The following is a 23451-nucleotide window of genomic DNA, read 5'->3' on the forward strand; positions in this document are numbered from 1 at the left end:
AAAGAATTTTGTTGCAGTGCAGCGTCATTCGAATGACGATTTCGCGTCACCCTCGGCGGTCGAAATCAGGCGCAGCTGATCCTTCTGGCGGGCGACGCGGAAGCCATAGACCTCGCCCATCGCGCCGAGCAGTTCCTCGGCATCGTCAAGCTTGAATCGGCCCGACAGCGGCAGTCGCGCCAGGCTGGCCGGCGGCGGTGCGATGACCGGCCCGCCGCGCCGGTTGAGCGCCTCGACCAGCTCGCCGAGCACCATGTCGTCGGTATCGACCCATGCCTCGCGCCAGTCCTGCTGGCTCGCATCGAAGCGAGTCGGCTCCAGCGCCCGCCCGCCCGCGAAGCTCGAACGCCAGCCGGCCGGCACGACGATATCGCCGGTGCCGCCGCCGAAGCGCACCTTGCCGCGATAGACCGCGAGCTTCACCAAACGCTGGCTGAGATCGATCGAGAAGGCGGTGCCCAGCACGCGGGTGCTCGAAGCGCCGGCGCGTACGGTGAACGGGCGGCTCTCCTCGTGTGCGATGTCGAAATAGGCCTCGCCGCGGCGCATCTCGACCGCGCGCGTCTTGCCGTCGATCGTCACGTCCATGCTGGTCGCTCCGTCGAGCTCGACGCGCGACCCGTCGGCGAGCTGCACGGTGCGCTGCTCGCCGCGCCGGGTCTCGATATGCTGGACGAACGGCGCCGCGGCCTCGAACACGCCGCTTTGCCAGCTGCCGATGCCGACAGCGGCCACCAGCGCCAGCGCCACGCCGCCGCCGATCGCGCGACGCCGGCGATCGCGCATTGCGCGCACTTCCTCGTCGGAGAGGCGCCCGATCGCGGCGACTTCGCTCAGCGCTTCGCCGAATGCGGGATCGTCGAGCATCGCCTGGATGTCGGTCGCGGCCGGCGGCGGTGCGTCGGCCAGCGCGCCCTCGTCCTCGCGCATCGCCCAATAAGCGGCCTCGCGCAGCGCGGCGCGGCGGCTCATGCGCCACCGCCCGCGGGCAGGCCACGGCGCTCGAGCGCGTAGCGCAGGTCGGCGAGCGCCCGCGTGCAATGCTTGTCGACCGCCGCCTGGCTCATGCCTAGATCGGCCGCGACCACGGCGCCCGGCACCCCATCCAGCCGGCGGCGCAGGAATATCTCGCGGCGCAACGCCGGCATCACCTTGAGCGCCCGCACCAGGATGTCGATGCGCTGGCGATAGTCGAGCACCTCGTCCGCGCGCGGCTGCGGGCAGGCGATGTCGTCGGCCAGCTCGGCCGCGGGCGGCAACGCGCGCAGGCGGCGGAAATGGTCGTGCACGAGGTTGCGCGCCACCGCGAAGCAGAAGGCGCCGGCATTGGCGATGTGCCGCTTGCGGCGATAGTCGTACAGGCGGAGATAGGTTTCCTGGACGATATCCTCGCCCTCGATACCGTCGCGCAGCCTGCCGGTGACGAAGCGGTGCAGCGCCTGGCGCAGCGCGGCATCCTCGGCGGCGCTCGCACGCCGCTCGGCGACCGCGGTCATCTCGTTCATGACGCGGATTCCCGTGGCGAAAGCCGGGTCGGCATGCCCATCATGATTGTCCCCGGACCCTGGATCGTTTCGATTCGCATGTTCCGGATAGGCCGCGTCCGTGAAGCGCGGATGACACATTTGGCGCCTAGGCGAGCCGCCAATCGATTTCCGGAGGTCCGATGCGTTCCTTGATGTTGGCGCTTGCCCTGCTGGGCCTGACGGCGAGCGCGCCGGCGCCCGAGCACCCGCAGTTCAGCATCGGCGCGATTGCCGACGCGCAATATGCCGAGGAGCCCGACAGCGGCCAGCGGCTCTACCATACGGCGCCGGCCAAGCTCGCCGCCGCGATCGCCGATTTCAACCGGCAGAAGCTCGATTTCGTCGTCCATCTCGGCGACTTCATCGACAAGGACTGGGCGAGCTTCGACGCGATGCTGCCGATCGTCGCGCGCTCGCGCCACCCCTGGCACTTCGCGCTCGGCAATCACGAATTCGCTGTCCCCGACGCGTACAAGCCGCAGCTTCCCGCGAAGCTCGGCATGCCGGCGCGCTACTACAGCTTCGAGCGCCACGGCTGGCTGTTCGTCGTCACCGACGGCAACGATCTCAGCAGCTATGGCTGGCCCGAGGGCAGCCCGCAGCACAAGGCCAGCATGGCGCTCCACGAACGGCTCTATGCCGACAAGCCGCTCTGGGACGGCGGGATCGGCGACGCGCAGCTCGCCTGGATCGATGCCCAGCTCGCCGCCGCGGACAAGCGTGGCCTGAAGGTCGCGCTGCTCTCGCACTTCCCGGTCTATCCCGAGAACCCGCACAATTTGTGGAACGCGCCCGCGGTCATGGCCGCGATCGAGCGCCACCTTTCGGTCAAGCTCTGGCTCGACGGGCACAATCACGATGGCAATTACGGCGAGCATGCCGGCGTGCATTATGTGAACCTCAAGGCGATGCTCGATACCGAGGATACCTCCTACGCCCGGCTGGACTTCTTCGCAGACCGGATCGAGATCCGCGGCACCGGGCGGCAGCAGGACATGGTCCTGAAGCTGCGCTGAGCCTCAGGCCATCAGCCGATAGCCCACCCCCGGCTCGTTGCGGATCGCCGAGGGCGTGCCGGGGTCCTCCTCTAGCTTGCGCCGCACTCCGCGCGCAGCGACGCGAAGATATTCGACGTCATGCTCGTGCCCCGGCCCCCACACGGTGCGGAGCAGCTGGCTGTGCGTCACCACGCGGCCGGGATGCTTGGCGAGCTCCGCCAGGAAGCCGAACTCCTTGGGGGTCAGGTGCACCTCTTCCCCGCCCTTGCGCACCAGCCGCGCGGTCAGGTCGATCTCGACCATGCCGAACTTCACCACGGGCGCCTCGGCCTCGGCCGACAGCCGATGGCGCAGCGCCGTGCGGATGCGGGCGAGCACTTCCTCGGTATCGAACGGCTTGGTGACATAATCGTCCGCGCCCAGGTCGAGCGCGGTCACCTTCTGGTCGGTCGCGTCGCGCGCCGAGACGACCAGCACCGACGCGCCAGCCGCCTTGAGCAGCGGGACCAGCTCCAGCCCGTCGCGATCGGGCAGCCCCAGGTCGAGCAGCACTGCCTCGGGCTTGTCGATCTGCATCGCGCTCAGCGCATCGCGCGCGGTCGCCGCCTCGATCACGCGGTAGCCGACCCGCGCCAGCCCGGCGCCGAGCAGCCGGCGGATCGCAGGCTCGTCGTCCACGACCAGGATCTTGGCCTGCTGGCTCATTCGCCGGCGCTCGCCTTGCGGAGCAGTCCTTCCGGAAAGCGTATCGTGAAGATCGCTCCCGCCGGATCGGCGCGGTTCGCGGCGGACACCGAAAGCCCCATCGCCTCGGCAAACCCCTTGACGATTGCCAGTCCCAAGCCGGTCCCGCCCTTGCGGTCCGATCCCTCGATCCGTGCGAAGGTCTCGAAGATCCGCGCCTCGTCGCCGGGTGGTAGGCCGGGGCCCTCGTCCATCACGCTCAGCGTCATGCTGCCCGGCTGGCGGCGCGCCTCGATCGTGATCGGCGAGCCGGGATCGCCATATTTCCCGGCATTCTCGATCAGGTTGATCAGGCAGTGATGAAAGAGCTGCGGATCGAGCGAGACGAACGGCAGCTCGGGCGAGACGTCGAACCGCACCGGATGCCCCTCCAGCACGCGGCGCAGGTCATGCACTGCGCCCGCCACTGCCTCGGCCAGGTCGACCGGCTCGATCGACTGGTGAAGCGCGCCCGCCTCGATCCGGACCATGTCGAGCAGGTTGGCGACGAAGCGATTGAGCCGCTCCGCCTCCGACCGTGCCGCGGCGAGCTGCTCGCCCTGCCCTTCGCTTTCCGCGCGCATCTCGCCGAGCATGCCCAGGATCGTGGTAAGCGGCGTGCGCAGGTCGTGGCTGACCGAGGACAGCAGCGCGGCGCGCAGCCGGTCGCGCTCCTTGAGCTGCGTCACCGTCGCCATCTCGCTTTCCAGCGCGATCCGCTCGAAGGCGAGCGCGGCCTGGTCGAGCAGGCTGAGCAGCAGCGGCAGCTGGTCCGATCGCAGCGGATTGCCGGCATCGCTGCGCGCCACGCCGAACACGCCGAGCACGCGCCCGCCGGCAGCAAGCGGGTGGAACAGCCATTCCGAAGCAGTCAGCGTGTCCGATCCGCGCCCGGCCGGGCTGTTATGGTCGTACGACCATTGCGCCGCGGCCTGCTCGATCATCTCGAGCCGGTCCTCGGGCGGATAAGCGGCGCGGAGCGCCAGCTGGCCGCGCTCGGGCAGCAGCAGCACCGTGCTGACGTCGAGCAGCCGGCCGACCTCCGCGCACAGCGTCTGCCCCAGGTCCTCCTGCGTGCTCACACCGGTCAGCAGCCGCGCGAAGCCCGCCAGCGTGCTGTTCTGCGCGGCGCTGCGCTGTGCGAGTTCGGCTTGCGCCCGCACCCGCGCGGCAAGCTGGCTCGAGACGACCGCCACGCCCATCAGCACCAGCACGGTGATGATGTTCTGCGGGTCCTGGATCGTGAAGGTATGGGTCGGCGGGATGAAGAAGAAATTGTAGGCGAGCGACGAGATCAGCCCGGTCACCACGCCCGCGCGCACGCCGTAGCGCGTCGCCGCGACCATCACCGGCAGCAGGTAGAGCAGCCCGATATTGGTGATGTTGCCGAACGAGAACAGCGTCGCGCCCAAGAGCGTGACCGCCGCCACCAGCGCCAGCGAGATGGTATAGTCGGTCGGCGAGCCCCAATTGGCGCGCGGGCGCTGCCGGGGGTGCGGCGCGGGCGTCTCGAGCATCGGCAGCACGTGCACCGCGATGCCCGGCGTCTCGCGCACAAGTCGGTCGACTACCGATCCGTGACGCAGCTCGAACCAGCGAGAACGCGCCGATTTGCCCACGATTAGCTGCGTCGCCCGCGCCTCGACGGTGAAGCGTTTCAATCCTTCGAGCACAGATTCCGCAGGCACCGATGCAACCTGCCCTCCCAGCTGGCTGGCGAGGTGCAGCGCCGAGGCGACCTGGGCATTCTCGGTATCCCCGAAGCGCGCCGTGCGCGGCGTCTCGATATGCACGGCGGTCCAGGGCGCGCGTAGGCCGTCGGCGATGCGCTTGGCGGCGCGGACCAGCTCAGGCGCACCCGGCAGCTCGCTCACCGCCACAACCAGCCGCTCGCTCGCCGCCCAGGTGCCCGCCAGCGCATGCGTGCGGAGATAGTCGAGCATCTGCGCATCGACCGCCTGCGCCGCCCGGCGCAGCGCCAGCTCGCGCAGCGCGGTCAGGTTCGACTTGGAGAAGAAATGCCCCAGCGCCCGCGTTGCTTCCTCGGGCACGTAGACCTTGCCCTCGCGCAGCCGCTCGATCAGCTCGTCGGGCGGCAGGTCGACGATCTCGATATCCGCGGCCTCGAGCACACGATCCGGCACCGTCTCGCGCACCCGCACCTTGGTGAAGCTGGCAACGACGTCGTTCAGGCTCTCGATGTGCTGGATGTTGACCGTCGAATAGACGTCGATCCCCGCCGCGAGCAGCTCCTCGATATCTTGGTAGCGCTTGTCGTGCCGGCTGCCCGGCGCATTGGTGTGGGCAAGCTCGTCGACCAGCACCCGCTGCGGCGCGCGCGCCAGGATCGCGTCGAGGTCCATCTCGGCGATCGTCCGGCCATGATAGTCGACCGGCCGGCGCGGCACGATCTCGAGCCCGTGGACCAGCGCCTCGGTCTCGGCCCGGCCATGCGTCTCGACCACGCCAATCACCACGTCCAGCCCCGCCTTGCGGTGCGCCGCCGCCTCGGTGAGCATCTCATAGGTCTTGCCCACCCCCGGCGCCGCGCCGAGGAACACCTTCAGGCGGCCGATGCCCTCCTGCGCAGCGGCGCGCAGCAGGGCATCGGGATCGGGTCTCTGGTCCGCGTCGCTCACCGGGTGGCTTGTGCGCCCTTGGGCACTTGCTTGTCGAGGTCGCGATTGAGCGCGAGCACGTTTACCCGATCCTCGCCAAGAAAGCCGAGCAGCGGATGCTCGACATGCGCCTGTACGATCGCCCGCACCTTGTCCGCGCTTGCGCCCCGCGCACCGGCGACGCGTGCCACCTGGTAAAGAGCCGCCTCGGGGCTGATGTCAGGGTCGAGCCCCGAGGCGGAGGTGGTCACCAGATCGGCGGGAACCGAGTTTCCTGGTGCAGTGCGGATGGTGGCAACGTCCTTGGCCACGCGGTCGGACAGCGCCTGCGAGGCCGGACCGAGGTTCGACCCGGCCGAGGCGCTGGCGTCATAGCCATTGGCGCCGGCTGCCGAGGGGCGGCCATGGAAATAGTCGGGGCTGGCAAAGCCTTGGCCGAGCAGCTCCGAGCCGCGGACCTGTCCGCCCTCGACGATCAGGCTGCCATTCGCCTGGTGCGAGAAGGCGAGCTGCCCGACGCCGGTGAGCGCCGCCGGATAGGCGATGCCGAGCAGCGCGGCGAACAGGATCGTCAGGACGATTGCCGGACGAAATGCGGTGGTGAAGTCTTTGAGCACTGGTTTCTTCCTTCCTAGCCACTCCCCTTCGGGGGGGGGTGGGGTGGGGCCTGTCCGCGAGGTCGGGTCTCGTTGAGACACTGCCCCGCCCCCAACCCCTCCCCTGAAGGGGAGGGGCGATTACGGTCACGCCAGCCCCAACCCGGACACGACCAGGTCGATCAGCTTGATTCCGACGAATGGCGCCAGCACGCCGCCCAGCCCGTAGATGCACAGGTTGCGTGCCAGCAGCGGCCCCGCGCCGATCGGGCGATACGTCACGCCCTTCAGCGCCAGCGGCACCAGGCACGGGATAATCAGCGCGTTGAAGATGATCGCCGAGAGGATCGCGCTTTGCGGGCTCGCCAGCTCCATCACGTTGAGCACGCCGAGCGAGGGATAGAGCACGATGAACATCGCCGGGATGATCGCGAAATACTTGGCGATGTCGTTGGCGACCGAGAAGGTGGTCAGCGCCCCACGCGTCATCAGCAGCTGCTTGCCGAGGCCGACAATCTCGATGAGCTTGGTCGGATCGCTGTCGAGATCGACCATGTTGCCCGCCTCGCGCGCGGCCTGGGTGCCGGTGTTCATTGCCACGCCGACATCGGACTGGGCCAGCGCCGGCGCGTCGTTGGTGCCGTCGCCGCACATCGCGACCAGCCGCCCGCCCTGCTGTTCCTTGCGGATCAGCGCGAGCTTGTCTTCGGGCGTCGCCTCGGCGAGGAAATCGTCGACCCCGGCCTCGGCCGCGATCGCCGCGGCGGTGAGCGGGTTGTCGCCGGTGATCATCACCGTGCGGATGCCCATCCGGCGCAGCTCGCCGAACCGCTCGCGCACGCCGGCCTTCACCACGTCCTTGAGCGCGATCACGCCGAGTAGCCGGCCGTCCTCGGCCACTGCCAGCGGCGTCTGGCCCTGGCGCGCAATCTCCTCTGAGATGCGGCGCAGCTCCTCCGCCCCGGCCATGCCGGGATTGGCGCGCAGGATCGCGTCGACCGCGCCCTTCTGGATCAGCGTCGCACCGAAGCGGACGCCCGAGATGCGGGTCTGCGCGGTGAAAGGAATGATCTCCGCCGTGTTCGGCAGCTCGCGGATCTCGACCGCATATTTGCCCTGCGCCAGCGTCACTACCGAACGGCCCTCGGGCGTCTCGTCGGCCAGGCTGGCGAGCAGCGCGGCACGCGCCAGTTCGTCGGTTGTCACCCCGCCCAGCGGGCGGAAGTCGCTCGCCGCGCGGTCGCCGATCGTGATCGTCCCGGTCTTGTCGAGCAGCAGCACGTCGATGTCGCCTGCTGCTTCCACCGCGCGGCCCGACTTGGCGAGCACGTTGAAACGCACCAGCCGGTCCATCCCCGCGATGCCGATCGCCGAGAGCAACGCCGCGATCGTGGTCGGGATCAGCGTGATCAGCAGCGCGGCTAGGATCGCCACGGGTATCTGCCCGCCCGCATAGGCGGCGAAGCCCGGGATGGTCGAAACCGCGATAAGGAAGATGATCGTCAGCCCGACGAGCAGGATCGTCAGCGCGATCTCGTTCGGGGTCTTCTGGCGCTCGGCACCTTCGACGAGCGCGATCATCCGGTCGAGAAAACCCTGGCCTGGTTCCTGGGTGATGCGGACCTTGATCCGGTCCGAGATCACCCGCGTGCCGGCGGTCACGGCCGAGCGATCGCCGCCCGCCTCGCGGATCACCGGCGCGCTTTCGCCGGTGATCGCGCTTTCGTTGACCGAGGCGACGCCTTCGATGACCTCGCCATCTGCCGGGACAAGATCGCCGGCCTCGACCAGCACGACATCGCCCTTTTTGAGCTGCGAGGCCGGGACGGTCTTGCCGTTCGGCAGCCGCGCGGTCAGCTCGGACTTGGTGGCGCGCAGCGACGCCGCCTGGGCGCGGCCCCGGCCCTCGGCCAGCGCCTCGGCAAAGGTGCCGAACAGGACGGTGAGCCAGAGCCAGACGATCAGCTGGATCTGGAAGCCCAGCGACAGGCTGGTGCCGCCGAGGAACAGCAGCACGGTAAGCAGGGTCGCGACCACCGCGGTGGTGAAGAGCACAGGGTTCTTCACCAGCTCGCGGGGGTTCAGCTTCTTGAATGCATCGCCGATGGCAGGGCCGATCAGGGCGGGCGTGAACAGGGTTGCGGTCGTCATGGAACAAGGACCTCAGAAGAGCTGGCCGTGGATCATCGCGAGATGATCGGCGATGGGACCGAGCGCGAGGCTGGGAAGGAAGGTGAGCCCACCCAGCACCAGGATGATGCCGACGAGCAGGCCGATCCAGAGCAAGCCCGTGGTCGGGAACGAGCCCGCGCTTTCCGGGTGCACCTTCTTCGCGGCCAGGCTGCCGGCGATGGCGAGCACGGGGACAGTGATGAAGAAGCGGCCGACCCACATCGCGACCCCGAGCAGCCCGTTGTAGAAGGGCGTGCCGGCGGTCAGGCCCGCGAAGGCCGAGCCGTTGTTGGCGGCCGCGGAGGTGAAGGCGTAGAGGATCTCGGTGAAGCCGTGCGGCCCCTTGTTGAGCGGCCCGGCAAGGCCCGCCGGCAGCACCGAGGCGATCGCCGTGCCGCCCAGGATCATCAGCGGCAGCACGGCGATCGCCAGGACAGCCAGCTTCACTTCGCGGCTCTCGATCTTCTTGCCGACATATTCCGGCGTCCGCCCAACCATCAGGCCCGCGACGAACACCGCGAGGATGGCGAAGAGCAGGAAGCCGTAGATGCCCGCCCCCACGCCGCCGACCACGACTTCGCCGAGCTGCATGTTGAACAGCGGCACCAGCCCGCCGATCGCGGTCAGGCTGTCATGCATCGCATTGACCGCGCCGCACGATGCCGCGGTGGTCACGGTGGCGAAGAGCGCGCTGGCGGCCACGCCGAAGCGGACCTCCTTGCCTTCCATGTTGCCGCCCGCGACGCCGAGATGGTGGAGCACCGGGTTGCCCGCGGCCTCCTGCCAATAGGTCACGCCCGCACCGATCAGGAACAGCGTCAGCATCGCGGCTAGGATCGCCCAGCCTTGACGCGTGTTCCCCACGGCCTTGCCGAAGGTATAGGTCAGCCCGACGCCGAGCACGAAGATCGACAGCATCTGGATCAGGTTGGTCAGCGCGCTCGGGTTCTCGAACGGGTGCGCGGAGTTGGCGTTGAAGAAGCCGCCGCCATTGGTGCCGAGCATCTTGATCGCTTCCTGCGAAGCGACCGGACCCAGCGCGATCGACTGTTTGGCGCCCTCGAGCGTGGTCGCATCGACCAAAGCGGTGAAGGTCTGCGGCACGCCGCTCGCGATCAGGTAGAGCGCATAGACCACGCAGATCGGCAGCAGCACGTAGAGCGTCACCCGGGTCATGTCGGCCCAGAAATTGCCGATCCCGCTCGCCTGCTTGCGGGCGAAGCCGCGGAACAGCGCGAAGGCAATGGCGATGCCGGTCGCGGCCGACAGGAAGTTGTGGATGGTCAGCCCCAGCATCTGGCTGAGGTTCGAAAGTGCCGCCTCGCCCGAATACCATTGCCAGTTGGTATTGGTGGTGAAGCTGATCGCCGTGTTCATCGCGCCGTCGGGCGTGAGCCCGGCGAGCCCGCGCGGGTTCATCGGCAGCATGTCCTGGAAGCGCAGCACCAGATAGGTGAACAGCAAGGTGGCGAGCTGGAACGCCATCATGTGCAGGGCATAGCGGCGCCAGCCCTGCTCGGCGTTGGGATCGACTCCGGCGAGCTTGTAGAATCCGCGCTCGACGGGGCCGAGCACGACATGGAGCGGCGTGCGCCGTCCTTCATAGATGGCGAAAAGCCAGGTCCCCACCGGCTTTGCCAGCGCGACGAGGATCAGGGTGAAGACGAGGATCAGCATCCAGCCTTGGACGGTCATGGCGAAATCCGATCAGAAGCGCTCGGGCCGGACGAGCACGGCCACGAGGTAAAGGAGCAGGCCAAGGGCAGTGACCCCGGCAAGGATGAGCGGCAGGTTCATGATTTCCTCCTCAGGCCTGGTCGCAAAGGCGGACACAGGCGAGGGTCAGCAGGAACAGCCCTGCGAGCACCCCCAGCCAGATCAGGTCGTTCATGGGTGTTTCCTCTGTTGGCGGTGGTCGAAGCGGATGTGGCGGGGCGGCACCGGGATCAGCCGGAACAGGCCCGGCCCCTCGGCCAGCAATGCCCAACCCAGCGCCCAGGCGATGACGGAGGCCGCCGCCTCGCTGAACTCGGCCGGGCGGGCAGCGTGCAGCGGCGGGCGGTGCATCGAGACGGTCAGTGCCCACACCGCCAGCGCGCAGAGGCCAAGCAGCAGCACGCCGCCGAACCGCAGCCCGATCTGGGCTGCCCAGCCGCCCTTTCCCCTCTCGAGACGGCGAAGAAACGCCCGCACATCGAAGCTCCCGACACCAGTGTTGCGGGCCGCGATGTGGGGCGGAGGCCAGTTAAGGTTCCACGGGGAAGTTCGGCCACCGCATAAAGATTCCGTAAAATCATTGGCGGGCGCGCCGGGGCGTGAATATTGGGCGGGTTCGACGGCGCCGAAGGCGGTGCCGCAGAACGAAAGGCTCGCCTTGAACGCGACGCACCCGGCCGCACACGGCCATCAGGACCGGCTCGACACGCTCGCGGTGGGCGCGATCGGCGTGGTGTTCGGCGATATCGGCACCTCGCCGCTCTATTCGCTCAAGGAGAGCTTCATCGGCCACCACCCGCTGGCGGTGGACCGGGCGCACATCTTCGGCGTGCTCTCGCTGATCTTCTGGACGATGATGCTGGTGGTGACGCTCAAATATGTCGTCATCATCCTGCGTGCGGACAACAAGGGCGAAGGCGGCAGCCTGGCGCTGCTCGCGCTGATCGCGCGCAAGCTGGGCGAGACGCGCTGGACGCCCTGGGTGACCATCCTCGGCGTGATCGCCACCGCGCTCTTCTATGGCGACGCGATCATCACCCCGGCGGTCTCGGTGCTCTCGGCGGTGGAAGGCCTGGCGACGGTCGAGGACCAGCTCGCCCAGCTCGTGCTGCCGATCAGCATCCTCGTGCTGGTCGGGCTGTTCATGATCCAGTCGCACGGCACTGCACGCGTGGGCCGGCTGTTCGGCCCGGTGATGGTCTTCTATTTCCTGGTGATCGCGGTGCTCGGCGCGCTCGGCATCGCCAAGAACCCCGAGATCCTCTGGGCGCTCAATCCCTGGTACGCGCTCAACTTCTTCCTGCTCGATCCGCTGCTCGCCTTCCTCGCCTTGGGATCGGTGGTGCTGGCGGTGACCGGTGCCGAGGCGCTCTACGCGGACATGGGCCATTTCGGCCGCAAGGCGATCATGGTCTCCTGGCTCTACATCGCCTTCCCCTGCCTGATGCTCAACTATCTCGGCCAGTCGGCGCTGCTGCTGGGGAGCCCGGAGGCGGTGCAGAATCCCTTCTTCCTGCTGGCGCCCGACTGGGCCCGGCTGCCGCTGGTCATCCTCGCGACGATGGCGACGGTGATCGCCTCACAGGCGGTGATCTCGGGCGCGTTCTCGGTGACGCAGCAGGCCGTGCAGCTCGGCTTCCTTCCGCGCCTGCGCATCCTCCACACCAGCGCCAAGGCCGCGGGGCAGATCTATGTCCCGCTCACCAACTGGTTGCTGCTCGGCTTCGTCATCCTGCTGGTCCTCGGCTTCCGCAGCTCGAGCAACCTCGCCGCGGCCTACGGCATCGCGGTCACCGGCACGATGTTCATCACTGCCTGCATGATGGGCGTGCTCACCTTCGCGGTGTGGAAATGGCCGCCCGTGCTGGCCGGGCTGGTCACCGGCGGCTTCCTGCTGATCGACGGGCTCTATTTCGCCTCGAACGTCACCAAGGTTCCCGATGGCGGCTGGTTCCCTCTGCTCGTCGCGGCGGTGGTGTTCACGTTGCTCACCACCTGGGCGACCGGGCGCCGGCTGGTCCGCGCGCGGCTGCACGAAGGCGCGGTGCCGATCGCGCTGTTCATCAAATCCGCCGGCCATTCGGTGCAGCGCGTCCCCGGCACCGCAGTGTTCCTCGCCAGCAGCGACGACATCCCGCCCGCGCTGCTCCACAACCTCAAGCACAACAAGGTGCTGCACGAGCGCGTGGTGGCGCTGACCGTGGCGATCGAGCAGGTCCCGCACGTCCCGCCCGAGGCGCGCAGCGAAGTGACGCCGCTGGGCCAGGGCTTCTACCGGATCGTCCTCCATTATGGCTTCATGGACGAGATCGACATCCCCGCGGCGCTGCGCACGCTGGGAGACGTGGCGGGCGGCGCGTTCAAGCCGATGGAGACCAGCTATTTCCTCGCCCGCCAGACGCTGATCCCCTCCGCGCGGCCCGGCATGGCGCTATGGCGCGAGAAGCTGTTCGCCTGGATGGTCCGCAATGCCGAAAGCGCGATGGAATTCTTCAAGCTGCCGACGAACCGCGTGGTGGAGCTGGGCAGCCAGGTGGAGATCTAGCCCCGGATCGTCCCCCCGCCCCCAGGCACAAAACGGCCGGCGCACGGAGGCGTGGCGCCGGCCAGGTATCCGAAAGCAAGCACCCGGGAAGAATGGAGCGGCGCCGCTGGCACCGCCCCATCCCCTCCCCCCGAAGGTTCAGAAGGTCATGCGCAGGCCGGCGGTGATGATCCGGCCGGTGCTGGCATAGGTCTGGCTCACCGGGTTCGCCGCATACATGGTGCGGTACTGCGGCGAGTTGGTCATGTTGCGGCCCTCGAGCGAGAGCTTGGCGAAGTTGGTGACGGCATAGGACATCGCGAAATCGATGTTCAGCTGCTCTTCGTTGTAGCCAAAGTCCGCAAGCACCGGCGAGTTGCAAGGGCCGCCGGCGACGGTGGTGGTGCCCACCGAGCAGGTGCCGCTCGCCAGCGGGAAGCGGTTGACGTAGCGCGCGCGCCAGGCGCCCGAGACGCGGGCCGAGAACTTGCTGTCCTCGTAATAGAGCGTCGCGTTGAACGCGTCCGGCGAGGTGTTGAGGAACGGCCCCTCGGCATAGGTGTTCACTGCCGTGCCCGAGGTCGTGGTGGTGGTGTTGAGCACCGTGCCGGTCAGATAGCTCAGGCTCGAATCGATGTGCGTGTAGTTCGCGATCACGCCGAAATGCTTGAGGAAGCCCGGCAGGAAGAAGAAGTCGCTCTGCAGATTGACTTCGACGCCCTTGATCGTGCCGCCCGGCGCATCCTGGAACTGGCGGATCGCCCAGGTGCCGCCGGCGACGGTATAGGCATTCAGCCCGGCATTGGTGATGAAGCCCAGCACCTGCTGGTACAATGCCGGCTCGAACACGGCCGAGAGCGGCGCCTCGAGCGCGACCTGCTGCGGGAAGCTGTCGATGTTCTTCTTGAACAGGTTCACCGCGATCAGGCCGTTATGCTTGAAATACTTCTCGACGCTGAGGTCGAGGTTGGTCGCGCGAAACGGGTTGAGATAGGGGTTGCCCACGGTCAGCGACGGTGCCGCGCCGCTGGTGGCGATGCTCGAGCTGAACGCCGTGGTGCCCGGGGTCAGGCTCGAGAGCTGCGGGCGCGACATCACCTTCGAGGCGGCGAAGCGGACGAGCAGGTCGTCCATGACCTCCCAGTTCGCGTTCATCGAGGGCAGCCAGTCCCAATATTCGTTCTTGGCGGTCACCGCGAGGCCGGAGACGCCGTCGGAGCCGCCGACATTGCCCGAGCCGAACACGCGCGTGTTGGCGACACGCAGGCCGGCATTGCCGCGGAACGGGCGGCCGAGCAGGTTGACGTTGTAGTCGACCTGGAAATAGCCCGACACGTCCTGCTCGGTCACGCCGCCCTTCTGGCGACCGTCGACCGAGGCGCGGAAGTCACCCCATTTGTTCACGCAATTGCAGTTGATGCCGAACTGGTTGATGAACTTCTGGGTATCCGGCGCATAATAGCTGGTCGGCGTGCCCGCCGAGACGTTCAGGCCCTGGCCGAAGCTGATCGTCCGGCCGAGGTCGGTGATGTTCAGGTGCGATTCCGCCAGCGTCGGGTTGATCGCCTCGATCGACTGGGTGCGGCGGCCCTGGTTGCCTTCGTAGTTGAACTCCTTGGCCGTGCCGCCGAACTTGATCGACATCTCGGGCAGCGCGTCGAAGGTGAAGTTGACGCGCGCCACCTTGAACTCGTTGTCCACCGTGTTGGTGAAGTAGCGGATCGTCGACAGGCCCTTCACCAGCGTCCAGCTGTTCGGGTTCGCCACGTCGAAGCCGGGGCTGAACACCGGCATCTTGTCACCGGCGCGATCGTCGAAGGTGTAGTTGTCCTGGTCGATCGCGTTGAATTCGGTGAGCATGCCCACCGCGCGGAACTCGGACTTGGACCAGCCGCCGGTCGCGTCGGCATAGAAGTTCGGCGCGAACTCCTGGTGCACGTTCAGCGTCACCTGCTTGAAGTCGGTGCGGCCGAACTGCGTGTCCGAGAAGCTGCGCCAGTCGACATCGTCGAGCACCATATAGTCGGCCTGGCCGGCGCTGTTGACGTGCGCGGCGCGGATCTTGGTGTTCGGACGGCCGAGCAGCTCGTTGTAATAACCGGTCTGGTTCGCCGTCGCGACATAGCCGGGCGATGCCGGATTGTTGTAATAGTCGAACGGGTTGAGGTTGTTGGGGTTCATGCTGTTCAGATAGCCGGGCAGGATCACGCCGCCCGTAAGGCCGGTTCCCGCCAGATCGCCGTTGCAGTCGATCGTCGCGCTCGGCACGCAGTTCGGATAGAGCGCGACGCGATCCGCATTGCCGTTCGTCGTGCCGACGGCGCGCAGGCCCGCGGTGCCGACGCCGAGAACGCGGGCATTGGTGCCGTTGCGGTTGAGGCCGATCGGTGTGATGCCGGTGCTGTCGCTGTTCTGGTCGTAGCGCGAGAACACGCCGTCGAGCGTGATCTCGGTGCCGGCGCTCGGCTTCCACTGCATCGTCGCGGTCGCGCCGATCCGCTCATAGTCGAGATACTGGCGGCCGATCGAGGGCAGGCCCGGGATGATCGTGGTCGGCGTCACCGCGGCATAGGCGGCCGGGTCCGAGCCGAAGGTGGGGCCGGTGCCCTGGTTGCTGGGACGGGCGAAGCCGAAGACGTTCGGCGTGACGCCGAGGATCTGCGAGTTGCGATAGGTATATTCGAACACGCCGATGTTGCGGCGGTAGGAATCGATCTGCTGCTCCTGCTTCTGGTAGGCGCCCGAGACCAGGATGCCGAAATTGTCGGTCACCCGCACCGAGGCGAGGCCAGTGAAGCGCGGGTTGAACGACTTGCCGTTCTCGCGATATTCGGCCTCCGCGCCGACTGCGAAGCGGTTCTTCTTGTAGGAGAGCGGGCGGCCGGTGGTCAGGTCGATGATCGCGCCGAGCGAGCCTTCGTCATTCTCCGCCGCGGTCGACTTGGTGACCTTGATCCCCCCGAACAGCTCCGAGGCGAAGGTGTTGAAGTCGAAGCCGCGCGAGCGGTTCGCGCCGGCGTCCGACTGGTTGCCGCCGGCGATGTTCTGCGCATCGGCGCCGTTCAGACGAACCGCCTGGAAGTCACCGCCCAGGCCGCGCACGGTGATCGTGCGGCCCTCGCCATTGTCGCGGTCGATCGAGACGCCCGGCAGGCGCTGGATCGATTCGGCCAGGTTCGCGTCAGGGAAGTCGGCGATGTCCTCGGCCGTGATCGCATCGACGATCTGGTTCGAGTTGCGCTTGATGTTCACCGAATTGGCAAGAGAAGCGCGGAAACCGGTGACAACGATGCTCTGGCCCTGGTCCTGGGCCTGTTCCGCATCCTGCGGCGCCGCCTGGCTGCTGTCCTGCGTGGCCGTCGCAGCGACCGCGGCGCTTGCCTCGGCGGTCTGGGCCCGGGCGGGGGCGGTCATCAGCAGGGCAAGGCCCAAGGCGCCCAGCGCGGTCGTGCCGCGGAGCGCGGTGCGGCGCGCAGCCAGGGTGTCAACGGTAGAAAACATCGATTCCTCCCCAAGGTCTTTTCATCGACAAGCACTGGTCGATGCGCCCAATGGAGCCCGGAATCAGGGTGCGACACAGCAGCGCGGCAAGCAGCTCGCACCGCTCCCGCAAGAACCCACCATGTCGCGACTTGCCCCCTCCCACGCCCCGTTTGCGAATCTTCATGCTCGCTTGGGCGCAAGCGTCTCAGTCACGCTTGTTCAGCCTCTTGATCACGCCTGAAATGGGTTATGTCAACCGGTGTCATTAACCCGGGCGTCACAAAACGGGGATTGCGGCATTTCAGCAACATCGGAGAAATGCGGCCGTGCAGCGCCCTCTCCGAGGCCGGAATCAGCCCTCCCGCGGCGGCGCGACCGAGGCGCGGTGGATCAATGTGGAGGGGAACAGCGAGGGCTCTTCCACCGCGTTGCCGTCATCCCCGAAGAAGTCGGCGAGCAGCTTGAGCGCGGCCGAGCGTGCCATCGAGATGATCGGCCAGTGCACCGTCGTCAGCGGCGGCCAGATGTGCGAGGCGATCGCGGTATCGTCGAAGCCCACCAGCGACAGGTCCTCGGGCACGCTCATCCCGCGGCGGCGCGCGGCATGCAGCGCGGCGGCCGCCATCTCGTCGTTCGAGCAGAAGATCGCGGTGGGCCGGGGCGACAAGTCGAGCAGCCGGTCCGCCGCGGCCAGCCCGGTCTCGAACGTGTAGTTGCCGTCGGCGATCAGGCTGCGCGGCAGCTTGATGCCCGCCACCTCCAGCGCATTCTCGAAGCCCTTGCGCCGCTCGCGAGCCGAGCGAAAGCCGTGCGGGCCGGCGATCAGGCCGATGCGGCGATGGCCGAGCGCGATCAGGTGGTTCACCGCCTCGGTGACCACTTCGCTGTCGTTCGAAGCGACCATGTGCTCGGACGAATCCAGCGTCGCCGAGCCCATGCGGACATAGCGGATGCCGAGCTCGCGGCAGAGCTCCGCCACCATCTCGTTCTCCGAGACCGGCGGCAGGAACATCACGCCATAGAGCCGCTGGCGCTCGAGGAAGTTGCGCACGTCCTCGAGCATCGTCGAGCTGCCGCGATCGATCGGGCGGACGATCAGCTCGAACTCGGTGTCGCGCATCGCTTCGAGCATACCGGCCTGCACGTTCATCACCATCTGCGCGTTGGGATTGTCGTGGATCAGCCCGATCAGGAAGTTGCGACGCAGCGCCAGCGCGCGCGCCTGGACATTGGGGACATAGCCTAGATCCGCGATCACCTGCTCGACCTTGGCGCGCGTGTCGCCATTGAGCAGCGGCGAGCGATTGATCACTCGGCTGACAGTCTTTTTGGAGACGCCGGCAATACGCGCGACGTCGTTGATCGTGGGCTTTCCGGTTCTCTCCATTGCGCGAGCATAATGGCTCATGGGACAAAGCGATACGCTATTATCGACAACGCAATCAGGAAACCGGTGTCAACTTAGCTCCCGGGCTGGATGTACGGCACCCTGCCCCATAGTTCGCGCTCCCATTTGCGGGGATCGTTCATCACCCGGCTGCTGGCGTCGAAAAGCATCGTCGCGCGGTGCGGCAGCGTATAGGGCGTCCAGGGCGCCAGCCCTTTCGCTGCGGGCCGCCCGGTGCGCGCCAGCGAGGCGAAGGCGCCCATAACCTGCGCGCTCAGCTTCTGCGCCGCCGGCCCGGTGCCGGTGAACGACCCCGGTGCGTCGAGCGTGCCAAAGGCGAGCGCGATATCCATCGTGTGCGGCGCGCCGCGCTCGGGCCTGGTCGGCGATTGGAAATCGACCTGGTAGACCCAGGTCGCCTTCGCCCCCGCCGCGGCCCGCGCATCCGCCTCGAGCAGCTGCCCCGGCCAGCTCCGTCCAGCGGTGGTGGCGCGGTAGAAGAGCTGTTCCACGCTGTCGGTGGGGAAATGCGCGCGATACTGGGCCACCACCCATTCGGGCAGCAGGTCCATGCGCAGCTCCGGCGCCATTCGGGCGGCGATATTGTCCCAGGTCAGCCCCTTCACCTTGGTCGAGCCGGGATCGATGAAGGCACGCGTCTCGTCATGCGTGTTGCCCAGGATCATCGGGATCGCCAGGCTCTGCGGATTGGCGTCGGGCCAGAAGGGGTGGCGTGTCAGCCATTTCATGTCGAGCACCGGCCCGAAATAGACGCCGCCGCCCAGGATCGGATCGGTCGCGTCGAGCGCATCGCCCAGCTTCTCCACCGGCATGTCGAGCAGGGGCTGGAGATTGTCCTCCTGCACCCCGAGCTTCGCCAGATAGGCCTGGGCGCGCTTCGTCGCGTTGATCGGCCCCGAAGCGGTGACCTGCTGCCCGCTCATCGTCGCGCAGCTGTGGAACAGCCCCTTGGCGGCCGGCATGCCCATCAGCGTCGCGATCTTGGCGCCGCCGCCCGACTGGCCGAACAGGAAGACGCGGCTGGGATCGCCGCCGAACGCCGCGATATTGTCCCGCACCCATTGCAGCGCCAGGATCAGGTCGAGCTGTCCCAGATTGCCGCTATCGACAAAGCGCGGGTCGAGCCGGGCGAGATAGAGATAGCCGAGCGCGTTGAGCCGGTGGTTGACGGTCACCACCACCACGTCCTCGGCCGCCGCCAGCCTGGCGCCGTCGTTGAGCGGCACGGTGACGCTGCCGTTCGAATAGGCGCCGCCATGGATGTAGAGCATCACCGGGCGCTTCGCCGCGAGCACGGCGCCCGGTGTCCAGATGTTGAGGAACAGGCAGTCCTCGGAGGCGCGCTGGTCGCCCTTGCCCTGCGGACAGATCGGGCCGAATTCGTGCGCGGGCACGCGCAGACCCGGCGTGGCGAAGGGCATGGGCGCGCGGAAGCGCGGGGCATTGCCGTAGCGGATGCCGCGGAAGCGCAGCATGCCGCCGTCCAGCCGGTCGCCCTCGAAGCGCCCTGCCCGCGCCTCGACCACCGCATCGCCCGGTACCGCGTGCGCCATCAGCGGCGTACCCGCCAGCGCGATGCCGCCCGCCATCACCGTACGCCGCGTCACGCCGCTCATTGCCCTGCTCCCGTCATGATCTGCCCCGTCGCTTCCTCGATCCGGCCGATCGCCTCGCGGGTGAGCGCAGCCTGGCGACCCGCCTCCTCGGCCTCGCCCGCCAGCCGCCCGACATGATCGCTGATCGTCGCGATCAGCGCGGCGATCTCGCGCGAGGACACAGCGGTTTCGTCGATCGAGGCGAGGATGCCCGACACGCTCGCCATCTGGCTCTCCATCGCCCCCGACACCGCGCGGACGCGGGCCAGCAGCTCGGTGACGATCGCCAGGATCGCGCGGTTGGTCTCGGCCATCGCGCCGCTTGCCGCCTGCGCCTCGCGGATCGTCTGGGTGATGCCGCCCGTCGCCGCCGCCGCCTGGTCGGCGAGCGTGCGCACTTCCTGCGCGACGATCGCGAAGCCGCGCCCGCTCTCGCCCGCCCGCGCCGCTTCGATGCTGGCGTTGAGCGCGAGCAGCTTGGTTTGGTAGGCGATACCGGAGATGAGCGTGATCACGCCTTCGATCCGCGCAGTGTTTGCCGAAAGGCTCTCCGCGCTCGCCGCCCCCTGCGAGGCAATCGCATCGGCATTGCCCGCGACTTCCGCCGCTGCCGAGGCATCCTCGCGGGCGCGCTCATAGGCCGAGATCAGCCCCGCGGCGTTCTGCGCCGATTCACCCATCGCCACCGCCGCCTGGTCCGCCGCGGAGGCGACTTCGGTGGCGGGCTTGCGCAGGCTCAGCAGGTCGGCGGCGGTGCGTTCGGTGAACTGGACGATCTCGCGGCTCGCCCGTGCAGTGCTGGCGATCGAGTCCTTGAGCTCGGCGCGGACCTCGGCCAGTTCCTGGCGGCGGGTCGCCTGCGCGCGCAGCCGGGCGATCTGGCGCAGCCGGCTGGCGATGATCTCGAACTCGATGACTCCCAGCCGCTGGGTCGCGCGCGTCAGCCGCTCGAGTTCGGCGGGGTCGTCGCACAGCTCGAAGAACACCGCATGGCCGCGCATCTGCGCCGCTAGCATCGAGGCCGCGACCGTCGCGAAGTCGAGCCCGCCTTCGGCGATGCGATCCGCCTCGGCGGTAAGGAGGTCGATCCAGTCCTCGTCGATCGGGCGCGACATCTTGGCCCGCGCATATGCCACGCGCCCCTCGACGACCGAATCGGCCACACGCCCGCCGCCGCGCCGCTCGAGCAATTCGCGCGCGACGCTGCTCATATGGGGCTCGAGGAAACGCCAGGCCGCGTGCAGTTCGCGCTCGAACAGGTCGTCTATGCCATAGGCGCGCCGCAGATCGGCCAGGTCACGCCGTTCAAGCGCCGGCTCGGCGCCAATCGCGAAAATCTCTTCCATCGACCGTCCCCACCCTGGCCGGGGCGATTTTTCGCCTCCGGTCGATCAACGGCGAACGTCGAGTCCGCCTTCCCCGAATGCTGCCAGATCGGCGCGCGTAAACAGGCTCGCATCTCCTGGTAGCGAATGTTTTAACGCGGTCAGCGCCAGGCCTGCATGCGCCGCAGCCTTCGCATCGCCCGGGCTCTCGAGCAGACCATGCAGCACGCCCGCCGCGAAGGCATCGCCGGCGCCGATACGATCGACGATGCCGGCGATAAGAACTTCGTCGGTCTGGTAGCCGGCCGCGCGCGTGTCGACGCGTGCCGAGACGCGGTGACTGTCGGCATCGTCGACATGCCGCGCGGTGTTGGCGATCGTCTGGAGCTTCGGGAAGGCCGAGAACGCCGCCTCCGCCGCCTCGCGCCGCCGATCGGCACCGTCGCCCGAGAATTCACGGCCCAGCAGCAGCGAGATGTCGCGGTGATTGCCGAACAGCAGGTCGGCATGGCCGATCAGCCGGGTCAGCACCGCCCGCGGATCGCTGTCCCAGCTCTCCCACAGCTTCGCCCGGTAATTGCCGTCGAACGACACCGGGATGCCGCGTGCGCCCGCCGCCTCGGCAGCGGCAATCGCGGCAGCCGCCGTGTTGTGGCCAAGCGCAGGGGTGATCCCCGACAGATGCAGCCGGGTGGCGCCTTCGAGCAGCGCATCCCAGTCCCAGCTCTCGGCCGGGCGCTGGGCGAACACCGAGTATGCGCGATCATAGACGACCTCGGAGGCGCGCAGCCCCGCGCCCGGCGTCAGGAAATACAGTCCAAGCCGGCCAGGCTCGGAAATCACCGTCGAGGTATCGACGCCGCGCCGGCGCAGCTCGCCGATCACCGCGCCGCCCAGCGGATTGTCCGAGACGGCGGAGATCATCCGCACCTTGTGGCCCAGGCATGCCAGGCCGGTGGCGACATTCGCCTCGGCGCCGCCGACATTCACGTCGAGCTTCGGCGTCTGCAGCAGCAGTTCGCGCCCCGGGGGCGAGAGCCGCAGCATCAGCTCACCGAAAAAGGCAATGCTCATCGCGCCAGCCACCCGCCGTCAACGGCCAGGATATGGCCCTGGACATAGTCCGAGGCCGAGGAGGCGAGGAACACCGCAGCGCCGCCCATGTCGGCCGGATCGCCCCAGCGGCCCGCCGGGATGCGCTCCATGATCGAGCGGTTGCGCTGCTCATCCGCCTGCAACGCCGCGGTGTTGTTGGTGGCGATATAGCCCGGCGCGATCGCGTTGACGTTGACGCCTTTGGCCGCCCACTCGTTCGCGAGCAGCTTGGTGAGCCCGCCGATGCCCGACTTCGAAGCCGTGTAGCTCGGCACGCGGATGCCGCCCTGGAAGGTCAGCATCGAGGCGATGTTAATGATCTTGCCGCGGCCCTGCTTCACCATGTGCCTGCCCGCCGCCTGACAGAGGAAGAACACCGACTTGAGGTTGGTGTCGACCACCGCGTCCCAATCTTCCTCGGTGAAGTCGAGGCTGTCGGCACGGCGGATAATCCCCGCATTGTTGACCAGGATGTCGAGGCCGCCGAGCTTATCCACAGCTTCGTCCACAACCCTGTCCACAGGCTCGATGGTCGCGAGATCGGCCGAGATGATCTCGGTCTTGCGGCCGAGCGCACGGACCTTCTCCACCGTCTCCTGCGCCGGCGTGCGGCCGACCGCGGCGATATCCGCACCCGCGGCGGCGAGCGCCAGCGCGATGCCCTGGCCGATGCCGGTATTGGCACCGGTGACGACCGCGACGCGGCCCGTGAGGTCGAAGGGATTGGTCATGCGCTCTCTCACTCCCCTGCCTGCAAGGGAGGGGTCGGGGTTTGGTAATTGGAAGAGCGCGGGCAGCCATGGCCGCCCGCCCTCAGTTCGACTTACGCCAGCTGGCAGATGTCCAGCACGTTCATGTCGGTATAGTCCTGGTTCTCGCCGGCCATCGCCCAGATGAAGGCATAGGCCTTGGTGCCGGCGCCCATGTGGATCGACCAGGGCGGGCTGATCACTGCTTCCTCGTTCGCCATCACGATGTGGCGGGTCGCCTCGCCTTCGCCCATATAGTGGAACACGCGGTCCTTCTCGAGGTCGTCGAGCTCGAAGTAGAAATAGATCTCGCTGCGGCGCTCATGGATGTGCGGGGGCATGGTGTTCCACACCGAGCCGGGCTTGAGCACGGTCAGGCCCATCACCAGCTGCGCGCTGTCGCACACGCCGGGGATGACCAGCTGGTAGATCGAGCGCTCGTTCGACTCTTCGAGCGAGCCGCGGTCGAGGCGGTTGGCATCGGCGATGCCGAGCTTGCGCGTGGTGAACGCCTTGTGCGCCGGGCACGACGCCAGATAGAAGCGCGCGCCCTCGCCCGCGAATTCCACATCCTTGGCGCCCATCGTCACGTACAGGCAGTCCTTGTTGCCCAGCGCGAAGGTCTCGCCGTCGACGGTGACGGTGCCCTCGACGCGGCTGACATTGACGATCGCCAGCTCGCGGCGCTCGAGGAAGGGATGCCCGGCCGCCGAAGCCGGCTCGGTCTGCGCGGGCAACTTCACCGGGACGCCGGCCACCGCGACGCCGCCGATCACGAAGCGATCGGCATGCGTGTAGTTGAGCACGCACTCGCCGTCCCGGAACAGGCCGTCGATCAGATAGCGGTCGCACAGCTCCTCGTTCGAGACGCACTCCATCATGTCGGGGTGCGTGGCGTAATAGGTACGGTCGAACATGGGGGA

Annotated in this window: 18 protein-coding genes; 2 read left to right on the forward strand and 16 right to left on the reverse strand. The window is 67.8% G+C overall.

Features of this window, described 5'->3' with window-relative positions:
* Positions 1-24 precede the first annotated feature (24 nt).
* Together ABLE38_RS02020 and ABLE38_RS02025 are read right to left on the reverse strand one after the other, a co-directional pair.
* On the reverse strand, positions 25-972 hold the full coding sequence (locus ABLE38_RS02020) for a FecR domain-containing protein (protein ID WP_348972496.1): 948 nt from the start codon (positions 970-972) through the stop codon (positions 25-27).
* On the reverse strand, positions 969-1505 hold the full coding sequence (locus ABLE38_RS02025) for a sigma-70 family RNA polymerase sigma factor (protein WP_348972497.1): 537 nt from the start codon (positions 1503-1505) through the stop codon (positions 969-971). The genes ABLE38_RS02020 and ABLE38_RS02025 overlap by 4 nt, the downstream gene beginning before the upstream one ends.
* A gap of 173 nt (positions 1506-1678) precedes the next feature.
* Between ABLE38_RS02025 and ABLE38_RS02030 the strand changes: the two genes are divergently transcribed.
* Entirely contained in the window at positions 1679-2542 is an 864-nt protein-coding gene (locus tag ABLE38_RS02030) for a metallophosphoesterase (protein ID WP_348972498.1), read from the forward strand.
* 3 nt (positions 2543-2545) lie between these two features.
* Here the strand turns inward: ABLE38_RS02030 and ABLE38_RS02035 are convergent, their stop codons facing one another.
* The 7 genes from ABLE38_RS02035 to ABLE38_RS02065 form a co-directional block, all read right to left on the reverse strand.
* Positions 2546-3229 carry a response regulator transcription factor gene (locus ABLE38_RS02035; RefSeq protein ID WP_348972499.1) on the reverse strand — a complete coding sequence of 228 codons (684 nt, stop codon included), beginning with the start codon at positions 3227-3229 and terminating at the stop codon, positions 2546-2548.
* Complete coding sequence (locus ABLE38_RS02040) at positions 3226-5886, reverse strand: sensor histidine kinase KdpD (RefSeq protein ID WP_348972500.1); 2661 nt, start codon at positions 5884-5886, stop codon at positions 3226-3228. The genes ABLE38_RS02035 and ABLE38_RS02040 overlap by 4 nt, the downstream gene beginning before the upstream one ends.
* Entirely contained in the window at positions 5883-6482 is a 600-nt protein-coding gene (gene kdpC / locus ABLE38_RS02045) for a potassium-transporting ATPase subunit KdpC (RefSeq protein ID WP_348972501.1), read from the reverse strand. Before kdpC ends, ABLE38_RS02040 begins: the two co-directional genes overlap by 4 nt.
* Positions 6483-6608: 126 nt before the next feature.
* On the reverse strand, positions 6609-8612 hold the full coding sequence (gene kdpB, locus ABLE38_RS02050; RefSeq protein ID WP_348972502.1) for a potassium-transporting ATPase subunit KdpB: 2004 nt from the start codon (positions 8610-8612) through the stop codon (positions 6609-6611).
* A gap of 12 nt (positions 8613-8624) precedes the next feature.
* A complete protein-coding gene (kdpA, locus tag ABLE38_RS02055; RefSeq protein ID WP_348972503.1) occupies positions 8625-10328 on the reverse strand; it encodes a potassium-transporting ATPase subunit KdpA in 1704 nt (567 codons plus the stop codon).
* Positions 10329-10340: 12 nt separating this feature from the next.
* On the reverse strand, positions 10341-10430 hold the full coding sequence (gene kdpF / locus ABLE38_RS02060) for a K(+)-transporting ATPase subunit F (protein WP_348972504.1): 90 nt from the start codon (positions 10428-10430) through the stop codon (positions 10341-10343).
* A 90-nt stretch (positions 10431-10520) separates the two neighbouring features.
* Positions 10521-10826, reverse strand: coding sequence for a hypothetical protein (locus tag ABLE38_RS02065; RefSeq protein WP_348972505.1), 306 nt, complete (start codon positions 10824-10826; stop codon positions 10521-10523).
* Positions 10827-11007: 181 nt separating this feature from the next.
* Between ABLE38_RS02065 and ABLE38_RS02070 the strand changes: the two genes are divergently transcribed.
* On the forward strand, positions 11008-12894 hold the full coding sequence (locus tag ABLE38_RS02070; protein ID WP_348972506.1) for a potassium transporter Kup: 1887 nt from the start codon (positions 11008-11010) through the stop codon (positions 12892-12894).
* A gap of 138 nt (positions 12895-13032) precedes the next feature.
* On the opposite strand, the gene ABLE38_RS02075 is transcribed toward ABLE38_RS02070, so the two are convergent.
* The 7 genes from ABLE38_RS02075 to kduI all read right to left on the reverse strand — a co-directional run bounded on the left by ABLE38_RS02075 (position 13033) and on the right by kduI (position 23445).
* Entirely contained in the window at positions 13033-16374 is a 3342-nt protein-coding gene (locus ABLE38_RS02075) for a TonB-dependent receptor (protein ID WP_348972507.1), read from the reverse strand.
* Positions 16375-16708: 334 nt separating this feature from the next.
* On the reverse strand, positions 16709-17743 hold the full coding sequence (locus tag ABLE38_RS02080; protein ID WP_348972508.1) for a LacI family DNA-binding transcriptional regulator: 1035 nt from the start codon (positions 17741-17743) through the stop codon (positions 16709-16711).
* Between the two features lie 74 nt (positions 17744-17817).
* Positions 17818-19380 (reverse strand): carboxylesterase family protein, encoded by a 1563-nt coding sequence (locus ABLE38_RS02085; RefSeq protein WP_348972509.1) that lies wholly within the window; start codon positions 19378-19380, stop codon positions 17818-17820.
* Positions 19377-20705, reverse strand: coding sequence for a methyl-accepting chemotaxis protein (locus ABLE38_RS02090; RefSeq protein ID WP_348972510.1), 1329 nt, complete (start codon positions 20703-20705; stop codon positions 19377-19379). Before ABLE38_RS02090 ends, ABLE38_RS02085 begins: the two co-directional genes overlap by 4 nt.
* 45 nt (positions 20706-20750) lie before the next feature.
* Positions 20751-21758 carry a sugar kinase gene (locus tag ABLE38_RS02095; RefSeq protein WP_348972511.1) on the reverse strand — a complete coding sequence of 336 codons (1008 nt, stop codon included), beginning with the start codon at positions 21756-21758 and terminating at the stop codon, positions 20751-20753.
* The gene (kduD, locus tag ABLE38_RS02100) at positions 21755-22510 is read right to left on the reverse strand and encodes a 2-dehydro-3-deoxy-D-gluconate 5-dehydrogenase KduD (RefSeq protein ID WP_348972512.1); all 756 of its coding nucleotides are present in this window, start codon (positions 22508-22510) and stop codon (positions 21755-21757) included. The genes ABLE38_RS02095 and kduD overlap by 4 nt, the downstream gene beginning before the upstream one ends.
* A gap of 92 nt (positions 22511-22602) precedes the next feature.
* On the reverse strand, positions 22603-23445 hold the full coding sequence (kduI, locus tag ABLE38_RS02105; protein WP_348972513.1) for a 5-dehydro-4-deoxy-D-glucuronate isomerase: 843 nt from the start codon (positions 23443-23445) through the stop codon (positions 22603-22605).
* Between the last annotated feature and the right edge of the window lie 6 nt (positions 23446-23451).

It is taken from the genome of Sphingomonas sp. KR3-1, assembly GCF_040049295.1.
GTDB lineage: Bacteria > Pseudomonadota > Alphaproteobacteria > Sphingomonadales > Sphingomonadaceae > Sphingomonas.